Raw genomic sequence first — 13,639 nt, 5'->3', positions numbered from 1 at the left:
TCAACTCGCGGTCCGTAACAAAGGGATTCTCGTCGATCAGCTGAATCAGCCGCTGGTGACGGTCTTTCTTGGATAAACGATCGATGACGAAACAACTCCTTCTGCCGCTATGATAGCCGCCAATCTTCAAACATACTTATATGTAAATTAGTCGCAAATATTAGAACCTGGTACTAATGTTAAGTATAAATCATGTCACGTTAAAAAGAAAGAGGGACTTGAGACAAAAAAAATAGCACCTCACCAAAGATGAAGTACTACTTATTTAGAAACTATTGTTTGATGATCTCTCTTGCTTTATACGTTCCGCACACTTTACATACGCGATGAGCAAGCTTCAATTCACCACATTGCTCGCATTTCACCATGCCTGGCACAGCCAGCTTAAAATGAGTACGACGCTTGTCACGACGTGTTTTGGACGTTCTACGTTGAGGTACTGCCATGTTCCCACCTCCTTATCAATTCAACCCGCTAAAACACGGGTGCCATATCCATCATCATTTAAAGAAGTCCTTCAGTCCGGCTAGCCTAGGATCGATCACTTCCGTATCGCAGTCGCAGGTGCCTTCATTCAGGTCCTTGCCGCAATTCGGGCAGAGTCCCTTGCAGTCGGCTTTGCAAACCGGAGCTAGCGGCAGGTGGAGCAGAAATGCTTCTTCTACATAGGGAGTGAGATCCACACTCTCACCCTGTACGTATGTAGTATCGTCATCCTCATCCTGAACCACAGATTCAGGATCTTCCACCGGCTGGAATACTTCATGAAAAGGGATGTGCACATGCTCGCTGATCGGCTTCAGGCAGCGGGAGCAATTCATCTCCAGCTCGCCTTGCAATCGTCCGCGAACATCCACCGAACCGGTAATCGACGAAGTTGCTTTCAAATCCACGTCTAATGGCTTAACCGCAACAATATCCTTCCGGTCCTTAATGGCATTGCTTACATCCACGGTTTGATGGAACTGTAACGGTTGATCGCTGGTTGTCAATTTACGAAATTGAATTAGCATATCCATCACTCCAAACAAACAAAGATTATTATACCGATTCCCAGAGAGTTTTGTCAACAGGATAACCCTAACAACCTCTATATTGTTACCCGATATTTCTCTTCATACTACCAGAATTATAACACTCCCGGGAGGGGCGCTTATTGTTGCAGGAACGTCATGCAATTATGTTATATTCTAATCAAGGAGTTGAAACGAATGAAAACGGTTGGCATAGTCGTTGAATATAATCCCTTACATAACGGTCATGTACTGCATTATCGCAGTTCCAAAAAAGTATCGGGGGCAGATGCCGTCGTCGCGGTGATGAGCGGTCCGTTTCTCCAGCGCGGCGAACCTGCCATCGCAAGCAAGCGCGCTCGGGCGGAAATGGCCCTTGCCATGGGTGTTGACCTGTGCCTCGAGCTGCCGGTAACCTATGCCGTGCAGCCTGCGGAATGGTTCGCGTTCGGTGCGGTAGCCATTCTGGAAGCTACGGGCGTCGTGGATGGCCTTTCCTTCGGATCCGAAAGCGGGACGCTGGAGCAGATCCTGCCGTTGTCCCGTTCGCTCGCAAACGAATCCGGCGAGCTTCGATCCGAAATCGAAAAGCGCCTCCGGGAAGGCATGAACTTCCCATCTGCCTACGGCGCTGCCGCCGCTGTCCTTTTCGGTGAATCCGGTCCTGCTACAGCAACGACAGAGCTGCAAGAGCTGCTCACGCAGCCGAACAACTCCCTGGGGCTGCACTATCTGATCGCACTCCAGCGCCTGGGCAGCCGCATTACGCCCTATACCATTCCAAGAGTAAGCGCACATTACCACGATCCGCTGCCGGGAACGTCATCCATTGCCAGCGCAACCGCCATCCGGAACATTATTCTGTCACAAGGCTTGGAAGCCGCCAGACCCTATATGCCGGAATTCACGTACGACATCATGGAGCGGGAAATCAAGAGCGGACTAGCTCCTGTCCATTGGGAGCAGTTTCGCCAGCCGCTGTTCCAAGCCCTGCTCACGCATACACCCGCTCAGCTTGAAAGCTTCCTCGAAGTAACCGAGGGCTTGGAGCATCGTGTTCAGCGCTCGCTATCGCTGCTGGAGCAGCCGACGGTTGACGCCCTTCTGGAAGCCTTGAAGACCAAGCGCTATACGCGAACCAAGCTTCAACGCATGCTGATGCACATCATGCTGAATCATGACAAGGCATCGATGAATCGTGAAGAGCTCGCCAAAGGTCCGGGATATATCCGGGTCCTCGGCTTCAGCGAGACGGGGCGTTCGCTGCTGAAACGAATGAAGCGAAGCGCTTCACTCCCCGTCATTCATCAGCCTGCTAAGCTGGAGCATCCTCAGCTGGAGCGTGACCTGGCGGCAGCCGCCGTCTATGCTAACGGGCAACCTAGGCCCCAAATACGAAACTACTACAGCGATTACCTGCTGCCGCCGCTCACCCCTTAGGCGGCAGCTCCTCCAAATAATCCACGGCATCCTGCAGGTCATCGACCGGGATCAGCTTCATATCCGTTTTGATCCGGTCCGCGCGCTTCTTGGCCTCATCGTAATTTTTTTGAGGCACAAAAAAGATATCGGCTTCCTTCCGGTCGGCAGCCACGATCTTATGCTTCACGCCGCCTATGGGCCCTACGGCGCCTGATTTATCGATGGTACCCGTTCCGGCTACCCGGTAACCCTTGCTTAAATCCCCTTCGGTAAGCTGATTATATATCTCAAGGGTGAAGATCAGTCCGGCTGACGGTCCTCCGATGTTGGTATTCGCAAAGTGAATGGTGTGATCGGGATCGGCCGGCTCCACGTTCTGCATCGTGGCAATCATGACGCCTAATCCCGGACGCTCCGCGCCGGTCTTCTCATCCTTAATGCTTACAAGCTTCACCTGCTCCTTCACGGTTTTCCCCTTGCGTTCAAGCTCCACGGAAACCTCTTCTCCGATGCTTTTCCCGCTTAACAGGCTGGCAATCTTCTCATTATCCTCTGCTGGCTGACCATCGATCTTGATCAATTTATCGCCAGGCCGAAAATGCTCGGCATTGGCCGAATTCTCGGAGATCGACATCACGAATACGTAAGCGGGCTCGATGCTGTAATCGATTCCGGCCTCCTGATAAGCAGCTTCCATCGCAGAAGACTGTGAAGAATTCATATAATACACTTGCGTGGCCGCATACTCGTCCTTGCTCTGATCGCCCATTTTTTCGGCCTTCTTCACGACCTCTGCATTAGGATTAAACGCAGACAGCATTAACAAAGCCATATTGGCATAACTTGCCGACACGGTAGTCATCATGAACGTACCCTCTTCCGCCGGATCGCCCTTCTCGACATTGATCATGGGACGAACCTCTTCGGCACTCCCGGGCTGGTATACAAGATAAGGGGTCGGCATATAAACGACAACGTACAGCATGACCCCGACCAGCAACAAATACAGCGCAATTTTTAAGCCATTCGGTTTTACAGACTTCTTCATGGTTTTCCTTCCCTCCGCCTCATATATCCAGCCTTCCACCAAGTTTGGTCTGACGGTTGTCTCCTCTGCATAAAGTTGTACTAGCCATGTTTACGCCGAAAGGAGATTCCTTATGAATAAAGACAACGCCGTCAAGTCATCCAACGGGCTGTGGAACACCATTCTTCTCGGTGCCGCCGCGTTCCTGCTTGTACTGGCCGTCGTCAGCGCGCCCGAACCCGCCTTCCAAGCCACCCTGCAAGCACTCAAGCTGTGGTGGAATATCGTATTTCCATCTTTGCTGCCTTTTCTCGTGCTGGTGGAAATCCTCATCGCTTACGGCTGGGCCCACGGGGTTGGCGTACTGCTGGACCCTATGATGAAAAAAATATTCAAACTCCCCGGTACTGGCGGCTGGGTTCTTATAACAGGAATGACAGCCGGGTTCCCGGCAGGCGCTCAGGCCGCGGCCGGCATGCACAAACAAGGCGAGCTCCGTGCCGTTGACGCCGGCAGGCTTGCCGCTTTGGCCCATTTTTGCAATCCGATGACCATCCTCGTTGTCATCGGAACCGGCCTGCTGCATAAACCGGAAGCCGGTTATCTGCTGCTGATCGTCCACTGGATATCCGGCCTGCTGGCCGCATGGACATTCAGTCTATTCAGCAAATCGCCCTCTGCAGAAGCCGGGAAGCAGGGCGCACCCGTCGTTAATGACCGGATGAACGAATGGGCGAAGCGTCCGATTCTTCGACGGGCAGCCTCCGCCGCGCTGGACGCCCATCGACGGGATGGGCGAAGCTTCGGCAAACTCCTTGGCGAATCCGTTACCCGTTCGGTACAGACCTTAATGATGACCGGCGGCTTTATCTTGTTCTTCGCCGTTCTTACTAGAGTATTGACCGGCCAGCTGCTCCCCCAGCTTCCATCCTATCTTGTGCCCGGGATATTGGAAGCCCATCTGGCCGCCCAATCGATCAGCTCCTCGGCATTTCAAGCAGGGGCTCTGCAGCTGGCGGTCCTATCGGCAGCACTGGCATGGAGCGGAATCAGCGCCCATCTGCAAAGCCTGTCGCTGATGCGGGAAGCCGGTCTCTCCTGGCGTTACTTTATGGCAAAGCGATTCCTGCATTCGATACTCGCCTTTGTCATTACATTGGCCATATGGAAACCGGTCAGCACCCTTTCCGCGGGCATCGTGCCTGCATTCCGAACGGAACCGATCGATCATGCCGATACGGAACAATTCTTCAATTTTTGGAGCGGACTGCCTTCTTTCCTGCAGGTTCAAGGCATGATCTGCTTGTTATTAATAGCGGCTTTCTGGCTGTGCTCCCGTCTTATCGGGCGTGATCCCCGCTGAATTTGCGTCGCAACGCCGCATCGACCTCGGGGCTGACCAAATCTGTAGTATCGCCGTTAAAATGCGCGATTTCCTTCACAAGACTGGAACTCAAGAACGAATATTTCGGATGCGTCATCATAAAGATGGTCTCTGCATCCGGATTCAGCTTATGGTTGGTGGATGCCAGCTGAAGTTCATATTCAAAGTCGGTCACGGTTCGGATCCCGCGTACGATGACCTGGGCGTTCTTCTGACGGATATAGTTCGCCAAAAGGTCGCGGAAGCTGTCGATTTCCACATTCGGCAGATGCGCGGTAGCCTGTCTCAGAAGGTCCTTACGCTCGTCCACCGTGAAGAGCGGGTTCTTGCTTAAATTATTGAGTACGGCCACGATCAGCAGATCAAACTGCTTCGAAGCACGTGTAATGATGTCCATGTGTCCCATGGTGACCGGATCAAAACTCCCCGGATATACGGCAACGCGGTATGTACTAGTATTCTCATTTGTCATCGTGTAATTCCTCCTCATCAAGCTCCGGCGCTTGATCTTGCGCTGTGTCATAACGGTATATCGATATGGCGGTTTCTCCGTATTTCGCGGTTCGGATACAATGAAAATCGCCAAATTCCTCAGCATAATTGTAACTTGATTCGTATTCCAATACCACCAAGGCTGAATCCTGCAGCAACCCTCGCTCGGCCATATCCAGCATCAGTTCATCGCCGTTCTTAAACCTGTACGGCGGGTCCAAGAAGACCAAATCGAAGCCATAGCCTCGCTTTTCAAGCGCTTTAAGCGCCCGTGCCGCATCGTTGCGGTATACCTCTGCGCTTTCCTCAAGCCGGGCCGCCTTCAAATTATCCTTGATCGTGCTGATGCTTTTCGGTTCCACATCAATAAAAACAGCACGATCCATCCCCCGGCTTAACGCCTCAATGCCAAGGCCTCCCGTGCCTGCGAACAGGTCAAGCGCGATTCCTCCCTCAAAGTAAGGGCCGATCATACTGAATATGGATTCTTTCACTTTATCCGTCGTCGGACGGGTGCTTGTACCCGGCACGCTTTTGAGCGGCCGGCCTTTTGCACTTCCGGATACTACTCTCACTGCTTCATTCACCCGTTTCATTATCTATAAATTAGATGCCCAGACAACGCCATGGACAGTGATTATCGTAACACAATCATCCCGTATATGAAAAATGAAACGTAACAGCTCCCAACTTTTTTTCAGAGCAAGGTATATTTCTGCACCAGCCGGGCATCCTTGAAATATCGACATCAATGAATGTCGTAGACAACCGCGGAGAAGACTTACGTTTCCCCATAAGCTCTTCGTCCGGTTTCTCCTCTCCCATGAGGGAGTCACTTCGGTGGCTCCCGAACAAAAGCCCTGTAATGTCAACATGTTGTTACGGGGCTTTTGTTCTTTTTTTTATGTTCAGCCGCTCTACATTGAGCGGCTTTTTATATTTTTCAGACCCGCGGTCTGTTGGTCCAGCAATCCATATGCGTCATGAAGCATAACCAATCCCGCTCTGCGAACGTTCTTATTATATAAGAGCATAATGGGAGGAATTCAAGATGGACCTGCTATTGTACGCAGGAATAGCTTGTCTCTTGGTGACAGGAATCCTATCGGGAGCGTTTACAACGGGGTACCAGCAGAGAGGCAACTTCTATGCCGATTCCAAGGACGACCGCGCATCCAGAAAAAAGTCGGCCAACTGGTTCTTTCTCGCGGGAATTGTATTTCTTGCAGCAGCCGGCATTGTATATCTTCTGTTCCGTTAACAAGGCACTTCCATTGATGAAGAGGGGTGATTCGATTATGAATGGTTTCATTAGCAATGAAACTAAGGAAATAGAACTCGCCAGAATGAAATATGCTCTGTTCATAATAATTTCAATCGTTACGTTCAGAAAATTCCCAAAAATCGAAATCGTGAAAAATGATGCATGCGCGGTTTTATTGCTCTTGAAGGGAACCGGCTTATCTTATATGTCGGGCCGGGACAAATTCATCGAATAATTGCAAGCTTCATCTGCAAAACGCCCCCATCCAGGAGCGTTTTTTTGTTCCTTTTTAATCAACGCTTCCCTAAATCTTGCAGGAATAACGCCTATTTTGTCGAAAACAATGAGGTTGTTTGAAAAATATTCCTATTTGTACAGTGAAGAGAGGTCATGTAAGTGAAAAGAACGTTGTATGTTCTCGTGTTATTCAGCATGCTGGCAGGGCTTGGTTTTGCAGGGACGACGCAAGACATCGCTTCTGCCGACGGGTCCGAGCTCCGGATCCAAGACATTGCCGGAAGAAACACCTATCTGATGAGCGACGGCTCCATGTGGTCCCTGATTGACGGGCGCCACGCCATTCGAACACCAGGCAACGTCGCAGCCATCAGCGGTTATGAGTACGGCGGCATCGGTATGACGCAGGAGGGCCGCTTAGTAGAGTGGGACATCGGCAAGGGGCCCCAGGTCGTTCCGGGAACAAGCGGCGTGAAGCAGATAGCCGGTTCCTACTGGCTGAAGTCGGACGGTACCGTATGGGCCGGCGATGAAAAAGCGAAGAACCTCAGCGGCATATTGCTGATCGCCAATGCGGATCAGGAATTCGCTGCATTATCCTCCAATGGAGAGCTGCTGCTCCAGGATAACTACAAAAAGGGGCAATTCAAAAAGCTCGGGATCGTGGAAAACACGGCAGCCGTCAAATCCATGACGGTACACAGCGGACGCGTTGCCCTGCTGCATGACAACGGCGACGTGGTCGTGTACGAGACGTCCAACTTCGACGATAACGGGCGGATCATACCGGTTACCGTGGCCCAGAATGCAGCTCATATCGTTTATGCATCGAGTGAGCCGACGGATCTTCTCATTGTGACGCTCCAGGACGGAACCGTATGGACTACCGGCGAGTATAAAGACCGCTGGAAACTCAAAGAGCAGATTACCGGACTTAGCGGGATCGTAAAAACATCCATCTATGGGGATGCAAAGGATTTGTCGGAAGGCTTTTATGCGCAGCGGGGTGATGGAAGCTGGGTACATCATAAGGAGGGACAGAACAAGAACATCGATGTACCGGTAGTCAAGAGTTTGTCCGTTGCCATATCCGATGCGACGCCTTATGTAGGAGAATCGCTGGAAGTGAGCATCCAGGAAACCTATACGAACGGGGCGAAAATCAAGGTACCGGTTAAAGACGCCGGCATCGATATCGAGAAGCCGTATTTGTTGAGTATGCAGAAGAATGGCACGCTGAAATCTGCCGGCGTTGGCAAAACGCAGATTACGGTAACCTCAGGCGGCCAGTCCAAATCGGTGACGGTATCGTCCAGCCTGCGCAACAATTTGAAATACGCGAAACAGGTCAACGGCAATGTCATGGTACCGGCTAAATCCGTCATTCAGGCACTGGGCGGCACCTATTCGGCTAAAAACGGAAGCGTGGAGGCGAACTTCGGCCAGACCCTGCTTTCGTTCAAAGCAGGCAGCAACCAGGCCAAGCTGAATGAAAGCACCATCCGGCTTAAAGCCGCACCCGTGAACGACAAGGGCGAGCTTCTCATTCCGGCATCCGTGTTATCCGATGCTCTGGGAGCTAAAACCAGCTGGGATGCCAAGTGGAAGCAAGCTCAAATCTCCCTCGGCGCGGATGCGGCCATGACCGTCGTCTCCAGCGAAACGGCTGGATTGATCAAAAAAGCGATGCAGGGCAATTTGGTTAAGTATATCGGCCGAACGTATTGGGTGAACGAATTCGAAGATCTGGAACGCTTCTCTAAATTGACCGTTACCGACATATTGCCTGACGACAAGGGCGAATTCAACGTAATCTTCAAATCGGCATCGGGGAAAACGGTAAAAAGTTATCCTATGCGGTCTTCCGAAGTGACGCAGCTGTTTGCGGACCGTTCCTCGTTATTAACTTACGATCCCTATAAAAAATACAAATGGTCCGCCTCCGTCTGGAAGCAGATCAAAGCCGGACAGGTTTCCCTCGGCATGACGAAAGAGCAGGTACAGCTTTCATGGGGGAACCCGGCTGCCAAAGACATTACCTCCGGCGGCGGAAAAACCATTGAAACTTGGGGGTACTCCAATTTCAATATCGTATCTTTCGTAAACGGGAAAGCCATATTGATCATGATGTAGCATGAAGGGGACGTAATTTAATAAAACTCGTTATTCATAAACAAGACCGTCCTAAGAAGCAGCAATGCCTCTTCGGGACGGTCTTTCCTTGTGACTGCTCATGGTGCCCGGTATTCTCTTATTGATTCATTGGTTTTGTTCGCTCAAAAGATGGATTAGATAAATGCGCGAGTAATGATCACCAACAAGATGAACAATACCAAAATAGCACCTACAGAAGAGCCATATCCATAGCCGCCGCCGTAACCTTCTCCTACTCCGCTCACAACAATCCCTCCTTTTTTGAACATACCACATGTTATGTCGTTTCCGCTAAAATGAACTGGGCTACCGCCTGTTCGCGATAAGAATAGTGAACCCGCCCAAATGCAAGCGCATCTGCGGGTATCAATACGCCGATTTCCATGATTCCCATATGTAAGAGGCGTGGTGGAACCGTCGTTCAACCACGCCTCACTATAATTACTGTATTTTCTGCAGCTGCGGAACCTGAACTTTCTCATTCCGTTCGTTGTCATGGTCTGAAAGCACGATTCGTCTGCGGCGATCGACCAAGCCTTCTTCTCCCAGCTCCCGGTATTTGCGCATCCACACTTTCAGCCGTCCGATGTCTGATATTTGTAAGGCGGATGCCACTTCTTTCTTCGTCATGCCTTCCAGCCGCATGGCGACTGCCTTTTTCTTAGTTTCGAAACTGTAATGATGGAATGTCTGTCCCTTTTTCGCCATGATTATCACCTCTTTACTACCTATATCGGTTATCAACTGGCTACTTTCAATACCTGCGACCTATTCCGACATGCGCATCCTTTTAAGGTCTATAGAACCGACCGCATTTCCCCCTAAATAAATCCATGATATGGTATAATTTGGGCTACGACATTACAAGGAAATAGAGGGATTTGTTTGTTTAAACTCATTATTTTCGGATTTTTGTTTTACATTTTCGGCAATCCGATAACGGCGATTCTGGTGCTGCTTCTTATCGTGTACGTGCTGGATCGCCGTTTTGTCGGGGTATTTCCCAGTGTGACGAAGCCGTTCAAGCGTGCAAGGGCTATATCCAAGCTGCGCAGACAGATTGCGGTCAGCCCCAGCGACGTATCCTCCCGGCACGAGCTTGCCCGATTGCTGCTGGAGCGCCGCAAGTATGAAGAGGCCCTAAAGCTCCTGGAAACCATGGAATCCAGTTTAGAGGATTCCGCCGAATTCTGGGACGATATCGGAAGCGCGCGTCTGCATACCGGCAGCATCGCTCAGGGAGAGGCGGATATCGTCCAGGCCCTTCAGATCAATCCGAGGGTCAAATATGGCCGGCCTTATCTTAGGCTTGCCGAGGCGTTTCGGGATTCGGATCGCGAGAAGGCGCTCCACTATTTAGAGCAGTTCCATGCCATTCACTCTTCCTCCAGCGAAGCCTTTTATTTGCTGGGGTATATGTATCAATCGCTGGGAAGAGCCCAAGATGCCAAGAAATCCTATCAGGAATCGATGGACGTGTATCGCTCCCTGCCCAAATACAAAAAACGGCAGGAACGCAAATGGGCGGTTCGAAGCTGGTTCAGGAACTTATTCTAAGTGTTAATAATGCTTAAACCAAAAGGACGTCCGTTAGAGGTCATGAGACCCGGGGACGCCCTTTTTTTCATGTGAATTTCCGTTTATTATGCAAGTGGCTTGTACCCAAGCCGGTTTAACTGCTCCGCGATCACCCGGTACCCTCGGCCATTCGGGTGTAAACCGTCCACCGACATCAGTTCCTTCTCTCGGCCAGAAAATTGTGCGTAAATATCCGCAACGCGAAAATAGCCGTCGCTCAACCCCATCAAGTGCCGATTGAACCGAATCACGTATTCCGTTGCCTCCGTCCAGGCCGGATATGGATTATACAGACCGATAGCGCGAATAAAATAAGGCTTGCTGGCCGGTGACTTTATTTTGCGGATATGTTTGACGATATTAGCCACATGGTTCTGGCATCGATACAAGGCGGTGTCCAGCACCTCCCGATTCGGTCGACCTCCCGTGGACTTCACCGCACGAATCAGGTCATTGCCGCCGATCGACATCGTGATAATCTGGGCCTGCTGCAAATGATAGCGATACGTTGGAAGCTGAACGACCCGATCGTATAATTCATCCGAGGTTAATCCATTGACCCCGAGATTCTCATGGGCCACGAATTGGCGAAGCTTCTCCTCCGCCATCCGACGGTATAACGGAACAAAACCGCTGCCAGGCATCGCCCCAAACCCAAAGGTCAAGGAATCGCCGACAGCGGTATAATGGTACACCAACATGTTCACCCCCTGCCCCGCTCGTTACGACATTATATGAGGAATGCCTCCTGTGCGAAACGGGTATATGAACTTGAATGGCAATTTTAATTCCACTCTAAAGACGCTACATGCATCCATAGGAATGGCTATTCTTCGGATTCCTCCACCTCATACATGCAGCGGAATCTTTCGACGCCCGGATATTTCTCTCCCAGGCTGTAAACCTCGAAACCGATACTGCGGTAGAAGTTCACGGCTTCTTCGTCCGTTTCCGCAATGACTCGTTCCGGTTTAGGCTGCACCTCGAGGAGCAGCTCCAAAATCAATCCGCGTCCGTATCCCATCCCCCGATTCTCCGGCAGGACCGCTAAATGCCGGATGATAAGCTCGTCCTCCTTCACATCAAAACCGATGACTCCCAGAAGAAGTCCGTCCTCTTCGTAGCCGAACAACCGGCTGTCGCCGCCCTGATAAAATGCGACTGCCTCGTCCACCGCCTCCGGATCCGGGAAAACCGAGTAACTGAGCAGCTCCTTGATTTCGGGCTGCGACGCTTGCATCGTTATATCTTTAAGCATACCTATCTCCAATCTAAACTCATGTAGGACTACAGCATCTTCTCTGCGCTGATCCCCAGCTTGCGCAGCAGCATGGCCGCCTGCGCTCTTTCCTCTTCCGACAATCCGCTAAGCACCTTCACCATCAATTCCTGATGCTGAGGGAAGATGGCCTCGAAGAATTCCTTCCCCTCCGCGGTCAGCTCGGCATAGATCACGCGGCGGTCCTCAGCGGAAGCCCGGCGAACAAGCAGGTTTTTCTTCTGAAGCTTATCGACCACGTATGTAATGTTACCGCTGGAGATAAGCACCTTCTCCCCTATTTTTTGCAGCGGCTGCGGACCTTTGTGGTACAGCACGTCCAATACCCCAAATTCGGTGGAATTCAAACCGTGGCTGTTGATGCTTCGATGCGAATGCGTCATCACTGCGTTATAAGCTCTGGCTAGGACTACCAGCAAATGCAGCGGGTAATCCTCGTGTTCTTGAATATCCGACATACTTCACCCTCCGAAAGATATCATGTATTTAAGGTTAATGAACGCCGGATCAACTGTCAAATGTATTCTTGGCCTGCATGCTCGCGGAATGCAGTATCCGTACCGAACCGTCCCGGCAGCCGATAATCGCTTGATCGGCCATGCCGATGAACAGACCATGTTCAACCACGCCGGGTACAGTGCCTAAACGAGAGCTCAATTCCTCCGGCCTCAAGATTTCCTGAAACCGGCAATCAGCAATATAATTCCCGTTATCCGTTACATACAACCCTTCATCCGGCTGACGGCGCAATTGGACCGAACAACCAAGCTGTGCCAGGGACCGAATTGTCCATTCATAGGCAAAAGGGACAATCTCAACCGGCAGCGGAAAAGCGCCCAGTTGAGCAACCGCTTTTGCCTCATCCGCCACAATCACGAGCCGTTCGCTGTGATAAGCCGTGATCTTCTCGCGAAGTAGGGCTCCGCCTCCTCCCTTGATTAACCGCAGCTGATCATCCAGCTCGTCAGCCCCGTCGATCGTCAAATCCAAGCGATCGATCTGGTGTACGGGCGTCAGGGATATGCCTTGTTCCATCGCCAGCTTCTCCGAAGCGTCCGATGTAGCCACGGCCTGGATCGAGAGTCCGGACCTGACCATCTCCCCGATTTTGAGAATGGCGTAATAGGCGGTAGAGCCTGTGCCCAGACCGATCTTCATCCCGTCCTGAACATACTTGGCGGCATGCTCAGCCGCTATTTTCTTCATATTAATTTCACTCGTCATAGGACCCGCTCCTTCGTCTTAAGCTGAATCAAATGTTATAATATGGGGTACAGCGATCATTTTCATGCCAAAGGAAAGGATTATGCCATGCGAACAGAGAACCAGATCAAATCCAAAATCAATGAACTTTCGATGCAAAAGAAAAAACTGCAAACCCGGCTGGCTTCTCTCGAAGAGGACAGCCCTGAGCGCGCTTCCCTTCTCAATCAGGATGCCCGTCTTGACGACATGATTACCATGCTGGAATGGGTGGTGTTTGAACCAAGCGGTTCCTATCATATGTAATAAACGGCGAATAAACGGCAGGGGCGCACATTTGCGCCCCTGCTTTTTATTAAGATTATAGAATACACCATGTTACAGCCAGAGCTGAACAATTCTATAATCACAAGGTTTTTTCTTAAGATCTCAGAAAGTAGAAACATCGAAGCATGAGCCTTCCTGATATCGCAAGAAAAACGTCCTATACATGCGGTCTGTCTTCTCAGAATGTGCGTCGATAGAGGTTTTTCTTATACTTGCGCCTCCTTCTCCTGCGTGAACCGCTCCAGCCAACGGACATAGA

General features: G+C 50.9%; 17 protein-coding genes. 6 read left to right on the top strand and 11 right to left on the bottom strand.

Translation table 11 applies throughout. The annotated features are described in order from the left end of the window. Nucleotides 1-272: 272 nt before the first annotated feature. Nucleotides 273-446 carry a 50S ribosomal protein L32 gene (gene rpmF, locus HMPREF9412_RS28465; RefSeq protein ID WP_006211382.1) on the bottom strand — a complete coding sequence of 58 codons (174 nt, stop codon included), beginning with the start codon at nucleotides 444-446 and terminating at the stop codon, nucleotides 273-275. 54 nt (nucleotides 447-500) lie between these two features. Next, complete coding sequence (locus tag HMPREF9412_RS28460) at nucleotides 501-1,013, bottom strand: YceD family protein (protein ID WP_009595343.1); 513 nt, start codon at nucleotides 1,011-1,013, stop codon at nucleotides 501-503. 198 nt (nucleotides 1,014-1,211) lie between these two features. Between HMPREF9412_RS28460 and HMPREF9412_RS28455 the strand changes: the two genes are divergently transcribed. Further along, nucleotides 1,212-2,453: a nucleotidyltransferase gene (locus HMPREF9412_RS28455; protein WP_036673907.1), complete on the top strand. Its 1,242-nt coding sequence runs from the start codon at nucleotides 1,212-1,214 to the stop codon at nucleotides 2,451-2,453. Here HMPREF9412_RS28455 and HMPREF9412_RS28450 read toward each other — a convergent pair. Continuing rightward, entirely contained in the window at nucleotides 2,443-3,483 is a 1,041-nt protein-coding gene (locus HMPREF9412_RS28450; RefSeq protein ID WP_036673913.1) for a SepM family pheromone-processing serine protease, read from the bottom strand. The genes HMPREF9412_RS28455 and HMPREF9412_RS28450 overlap by 11 nt on opposite strands. Nucleotides 3,484-3,595: 112 nt before the next feature. Between HMPREF9412_RS28450 and HMPREF9412_RS28445 the strand changes: the two genes are divergently transcribed. After that, a complete protein-coding gene (locus tag HMPREF9412_RS28445) occupies nucleotides 3,596-4,825 on the top strand; it encodes a nucleoside recognition domain-containing protein (protein WP_009595332.1) in 1,230 nt (409 codons plus the stop codon). On the opposite strand, the gene coaD is transcribed toward HMPREF9412_RS28445, so the two are convergent. Beyond that, nucleotides 4,803-5,318, bottom strand: a complete 516-nt coding sequence (coaD, locus tag HMPREF9412_RS28440) for a pantetheine-phosphate adenylyltransferase (RefSeq protein ID WP_009595333.1) — start codon at nucleotides 5,316-5,318, stop codon at nucleotides 4,803-4,805. The two genes, HMPREF9412_RS28445 and coaD, sit on opposite strands and share 23 nt — an antisense overlap. Next, nucleotides 5,308-5,913, bottom strand: a complete 606-nt coding sequence (gene rsmD / locus HMPREF9412_RS28435; protein ID WP_036673904.1) for a 16S rRNA (guanine(966)-N(2))-methyltransferase RsmD — start codon at nucleotides 5,911-5,913, stop codon at nucleotides 5,308-5,310. Before rsmD ends, coaD begins: the two co-directional genes overlap by 11 nt. A gap of 476 nt (nucleotides 5,914-6,389) precedes the next feature. Between rsmD and HMPREF9412_RS28430 the strand changes: the two genes are divergently transcribed. Then, nucleotides 6,390-6,599 (top strand): DUF5316 family protein, encoded by a 210-nt coding sequence (locus HMPREF9412_RS28430; RefSeq protein WP_009595327.1) that lies wholly within the window; start codon nucleotides 6,390-6,392, stop codon nucleotides 6,597-6,599. Nucleotides 6,600-6,998: 399 nt separating this feature from the next. Beyond that, entirely contained in the window at nucleotides 6,999-8,972 is a 1,974-nt protein-coding gene (locus HMPREF9412_RS28420; protein ID WP_009595334.1) for a stalk domain-containing protein, read from the top strand. Between the two features lie 155 nt (nucleotides 8,973-9,127). Here HMPREF9412_RS28420 and HMPREF9412_RS32300 read toward each other — a convergent pair whose 3' ends face one another. Together HMPREF9412_RS32300 and HMPREF9412_RS28415 are read right to left on the bottom strand one after the other, a co-directional pair. Continuing rightward, entirely contained in the window at nucleotides 9,128-9,238 is a 111-nt protein-coding gene (locus HMPREF9412_RS32300; RefSeq protein WP_015736381.1) for a hypothetical protein, read from the bottom strand. 196 nt (nucleotides 9,239-9,434) lie between these two features. Next, nucleotides 9,435-9,701: a helix-turn-helix domain-containing protein gene (locus HMPREF9412_RS28415; RefSeq protein WP_009595340.1), complete on the bottom strand. Its 267-nt coding sequence runs from the start codon at nucleotides 9,699-9,701 to the stop codon at nucleotides 9,435-9,437. A 177-nt stretch (nucleotides 9,702-9,878) separates the two neighbouring features. On the opposite strand from HMPREF9412_RS28415, the gene HMPREF9412_RS28410 reads away from it, so the two are divergent. Then, nucleotides 9,879-10,550: a tetratricopeptide repeat protein gene (locus HMPREF9412_RS28410; protein WP_009595342.1), complete on the top strand. Its 672-nt coding sequence runs from the start codon at nucleotides 9,879-9,881 to the stop codon at nucleotides 10,548-10,550. 86 nt (nucleotides 10,551-10,636) lie between these two features. Here the strand turns inward: HMPREF9412_RS28410 and HMPREF9412_RS28405 are convergent, their stop codons facing one another. The 4 genes from HMPREF9412_RS28405 to rpiA form a co-directional block, all read right to left on the bottom strand. Further along, nucleotides 10,637-11,272: a GDSL-type esterase/lipase family protein gene (locus HMPREF9412_RS28405; protein WP_009595336.1), complete on the bottom strand. Its 636-nt coding sequence runs from the start codon at nucleotides 11,270-11,272 to the stop codon at nucleotides 10,637-10,639. 125 nt (nucleotides 11,273-11,397) lie between these two features. After that, the gene (locus HMPREF9412_RS28400; RefSeq protein WP_009595329.1) at nucleotides 11,398-11,829 is read right to left on the bottom strand and encodes a GNAT family N-acetyltransferase; all 432 of its coding nucleotides are present in this window, start codon (nucleotides 11,827-11,829) and stop codon (nucleotides 11,398-11,400) included. Between the two features lie 29 nt (nucleotides 11,830-11,858). After that, entirely contained in the window at nucleotides 11,859-12,308 is a 450-nt protein-coding gene (locus HMPREF9412_RS28395; RefSeq protein ID WP_009595330.1) for a MarR family winged helix-turn-helix transcriptional regulator, read from the bottom strand. 49 nt (nucleotides 12,309-12,357) lie between these two features. Beyond that, entirely contained in the window at nucleotides 12,358-13,074 is a 717-nt protein-coding gene (gene rpiA / locus HMPREF9412_RS28390) for a ribose 5-phosphate isomerase A (protein ID WP_009595335.1), read from the bottom strand. Nucleotides 13,075-13,161: 87 nt separating this feature from the next. Between rpiA and HMPREF9412_RS28385 the strand changes: the two genes are divergently transcribed. Next, entirely contained in the window at nucleotides 13,162-13,359 is a 198-nt protein-coding gene (locus HMPREF9412_RS28385; protein WP_036673911.1) for a hypothetical protein, read from the top strand. The last annotated feature ends 280 nt before the right edge of the window (nucleotides 13,360-13,639 follow it).

This window comes from Paenibacillus sp. HGF5 (genome assembly GCF_000204455.1).
GTDB classification, from domain to species: Bacteria; Bacillota; Bacilli; order Paenibacillales; family Paenibacillaceae; genus Paenibacillus_AQ; species Paenibacillus_AQ lautus_A.
This window is presented reverse-complemented; position numbering and strand designations above follow the sequence as displayed.

What these genes read in the sequence shown, in the direction of transcription:
- rpmF (WP_006211382.1), bottom strand. Translation starts at nt 446, where the DNA reads ATGGCAGTACCTCAACGTAGAACGTCCAAAACACGTCGTGACAAGCGT.
- HMPREF9412_RS28460 (WP_009595343.1), bottom strand. Translation starts at nt 1,013, where the DNA reads ATGCTAATTCAATTTCGTAAATTGACAACCAGCGATCAACCGTTACAG.
- HMPREF9412_RS28455 (WP_036673907.1), top strand. Translation starts at nt 1,212, where the DNA reads ATGAAAACGGTTGGCATAGTCGTTGAATATAATCCCTTACATAACGGT.
- HMPREF9412_RS28450 (WP_036673913.1), bottom strand. Translation starts at nt 3,483, where the DNA reads ATGAAGAAGTCTGTAAAACCGAATGGCTTAAAAATTGCGCTGTATTTG.
- HMPREF9412_RS28445 (WP_009595332.1), top strand. Translation starts at nt 3,596, where the DNA reads ATGAATAAAGACAACGCCGTCAAGTCATCCAACGGGCTGTGGAACACC.
- coaD (WP_009595333.1), bottom strand. Translation starts at nt 5,318, where the DNA reads ATGACAAATGAGAATACTAGTACATACCGCGTTGCCGTATATCCGGGG.
- HMPREF9412_RS28430 (WP_009595327.1), top strand. Translation starts at nt 6,390, where the DNA reads ATGGACCTGCTATTGTACGCAGGAATAGCTTGTCTCTTGGTGACAGGA.
- HMPREF9412_RS28415 (WP_009595340.1), bottom strand. Translation starts at nt 9,701, where the DNA reads ATGGCGAAAAAGGGACAGACATTCCATCATTACAGTTTCGAAACTAAG.
- HMPREF9412_RS28405 (WP_009595336.1), bottom strand. Translation starts at nt 11,272, where the DNA reads ATGTTGGTGTACCATTATACCGCTGTCGGCGATTCCTTGACCTTTGGG.
- HMPREF9412_RS28400 (WP_009595329.1), bottom strand. Translation starts at nt 11,829, where the DNA reads ATGCTTAAAGATATAACGATGCAAGCGTCGCAGCCCGAAATCAAGGAG.
- HMPREF9412_RS28395 (WP_009595330.1), bottom strand. Translation starts at nt 12,308, where the DNA reads ATGTCGGATATTCAAGAACACGAGGATTACCCGCTGCATTTGCTGGTA.
- rpiA (WP_009595335.1), bottom strand. Translation starts at nt 13,074, where the DNA reads ATGACGAGTGAAATTAATATGAAGAAAATAGCGGCTGAGCATGCCGCC.
- HMPREF9412_RS28385 (WP_036673911.1), top strand. Translation starts at nt 13,162, where the DNA reads ATGCGAACAGAGAACCAGATCAAATCCAAAATCAATGAACTTTCGATG.